The following is a 1,839-nucleotide window of genomic DNA, read 5'->3' on the forward strand; positions in this document are numbered from 1 at the left end:
TGGTGGGGGTCAGCCCTTGCGGGTGGTGATCTCCTGGGTGAGTTGGGGGAGGACGGTGAAGAGGTCGCCGACGATGCCGTAGTCGACGAGGTCGAAGATGGGGGCTTCGGGGTCCTTGTTGACCGCCACGATGGTCTTCGAGGTCTGCATCCCGGCGCGGTGCTGGATGGCGCCGGAGATACCGGAGGCGATGTACAGCTGCGGGGAGACACTCTTACCGGTCTGGCCGACCTGGTTGGAGTGCGGATACCAGCCCGCGTCCACCGCCGCCCGCGAAGCCCCCACCGCAGCCCCCAGCGAATCCGCGAGGGCCTCGATGACCGTAAAGTTCTCCGCACCGTTGACCCCGCGCCCACCGGAAACCACGATCGCCGCCTCCGTCAGATCCGGACGCCCCGTCGACTCCCGCGCCGTACGCGAGGTGACCTTGGCACCGGTCGCCTGCTCCGAGAACGAGACCGCCAGCTCCTCAACCGCACCCGCGGCGGCAGACGGCTCGACGGGAGCACTGTTGGGCTTGACCGTGATGACAGGAACGCCCTTGGAGACACGGGACTTGGTGGTGTAGGAGGCGGCGAACACCGACTGCGTCGCCACCGGCCCCTCATCCCCCGCTTCCACGTCCACCGCGTCCGTGATCAGACCCGACCCGATCCGCAACGCCAGACGCGCGGCGACCTCCTTCCCCTCACCCGACGACGGCACCAGCACCGCAACCGGGGCGACGGCCTCCACCGCGGCCTGGAGCGCGTCCACCTTCGGCACCACCAGAAACTCGCCGTACTCCGACGCCTCATGCGTCAACACCCGCACCGCACCATGCTCACCCAACACCGCAGCAGTGTCACCCGCACCCGAACCGAGAGCGACCGCGACCGGCTCACCGATCCGACGCGCCAACGTCAGCAACTCCAGCGTCGGCTTGCGAACCGCACCATCCACATGATCGACAAAGACAAGAACTTCAGCCATGACTACTCCCCACTCCCACTGACTCAGACGGACTTGAAACCCACCAACGGGCCCTGACCTCAACCGGACTGCCGTCCTCAGATGAACTTCTGGCCCGCGAGGAACTCGGCGAGCTGCCTACCGCCCTCGCCCTCGTCCTTCACGATCGTCCCCGCCGTACGCGCCGGACGCTCCGCCACCGACTCCACCACCGTGCACGCGTTCTCCAACCCCACCTCATCCGCCTCCACACCCAGATCCGACAGATCCCAGGAGACCACCGGCTTCTTCTTCGCCGCCATGATCCCCTTGAACGACGGGTAACGCGCCTCACCGGACTGATCCGTCACCGACACCACCGCCGGCAACGCAGCCTCCACCCGCTCCGACGCCGCATCACCGTCCCGACGACCCGACACCACACCACCCGCCACCGACACCTCCGACAACAACGACACCTGCGGCACACCCAACCGCTCCGCCAACAACGCCGGCACCACACCCATCGAACCGTCCGTCGACGCCATCCCCGACACCACCAGATCGAAGCCCGCCTTCTCGACCGCCTTGGCCAGGACCAGCGAGGTGGCCATCACATCCGAGCCGTGCAGATCCTCGTCCTCGACATGCACCGCCTTGTCCGCACCCATCGAAAGCGCCTTACGCAGCGCGTCCTTCGCATCCTCGGGACCCACCGTCACCACGGTCACCTCGGCATCATCCACCGACTCCGCGATCCGCAAAGCCTGCTCGACCGCGTACTCGTCCAACTCCGAGAGCAGACCGTCCACATCATCGCGATCCAACGTCAGATCACCGGCGAAATGCCGATCCCCCGTCGCATCCGGCACATACTTCACAGTGACAACGATCCTCAAGCTCACGCCG

Annotated in this window: 2 protein-coding genes; both read right to left on the reverse strand. The window is 66.6% G+C overall.

The window, feature by feature from the left end; all coding sequences use genetic code 11:
* Positions 1-9 precede the first annotated feature (9 nt).
* A complete protein-coding gene (locus ACFVST_RS29265; RefSeq protein ID WP_390156622.1) occupies positions 10-972 on the reverse strand; it encodes an electron transfer flavoprotein subunit alpha/FixB family protein in 963 nt (320 codons plus the stop codon).
* 77 nt (positions 973-1,049) lie between these two features.
* Complete coding sequence (locus ACFVST_RS29270; protein ID WP_390156623.1) at positions 1,050-1,835, reverse strand: electron transfer flavoprotein subunit beta/FixA family protein; 786 nt, start codon at positions 1,833-1,835, stop codon at positions 1,050-1,052.
* Positions 1,836-1,839: the final 4 nt, after the last annotated feature.

Origin of the sequence: Streptomyces sp. NPDC058045 (assembly GCF_042885635.1) — a bacterium.
Taxonomy (GTDB): Bacteria; Actinomycetota; Actinomycetes; order Streptomycetales; family Streptomycetaceae; genus Streptomyces.